Genomic DNA, 522 nt, shown 5'->3' on the forward strand with positions numbered 1-522 from the left:
CATTTTTGCATTTGGGGGCATCTTATGCGCATGTCGATAAACTGCTTGGCCTTTTCAGCTCCCCCCGCTATCAACGTAATTTGGAATCAAGAGCGAGGCTGATGAATGGCGACATGCCACGCAGCGATTATGCGGCTTACCTTGACGAACTCGATTTTCGGGTTCAGCGATTGCAAATGATGATTGAAGGATTTACTCGTCAAGCTGAGCAATCCCTACTTACTCAAGTCAATGAGCAAAAACGAAATGTATTGCTCATTACCTGTGGTGTTGCGGTAGTTCTTCTCTTGCTTGGCTGGCTGGGGGTTGCCACTTGGTATCGTGTTAACAGTAAGATTGGCGCAATCATTCATGCTCTTAATGCTCTTGTTAATGAGGAAGAAAAAGAGAAAAAAGTCGCAGTCGATGGTAGTGACGAGTTCACTCTCTTTGCGCAGCAAGTCAATCGTGTGGTGGAAGAAAAGCAAAGGCAAACTCACGAAATACTGCACGCCAAAGAGTCGGCAGTGGCAGCCAATAGAG

At 46.4% G+C, this 522-nt stretch carries 1 pseudogene; it reads left to right on the forward strand.

The annotated features are described in order from the left end of the window. Positions 1–522, forward strand: a pseudogene (locus R7Q09_RS28250) (hybrid sensor histidine kinase/response regulator); the annotation flags it as partial.

The sequence above is a fragment of the Vibrio sp. 2130-1 genome, from assembly GCF_033339515.1.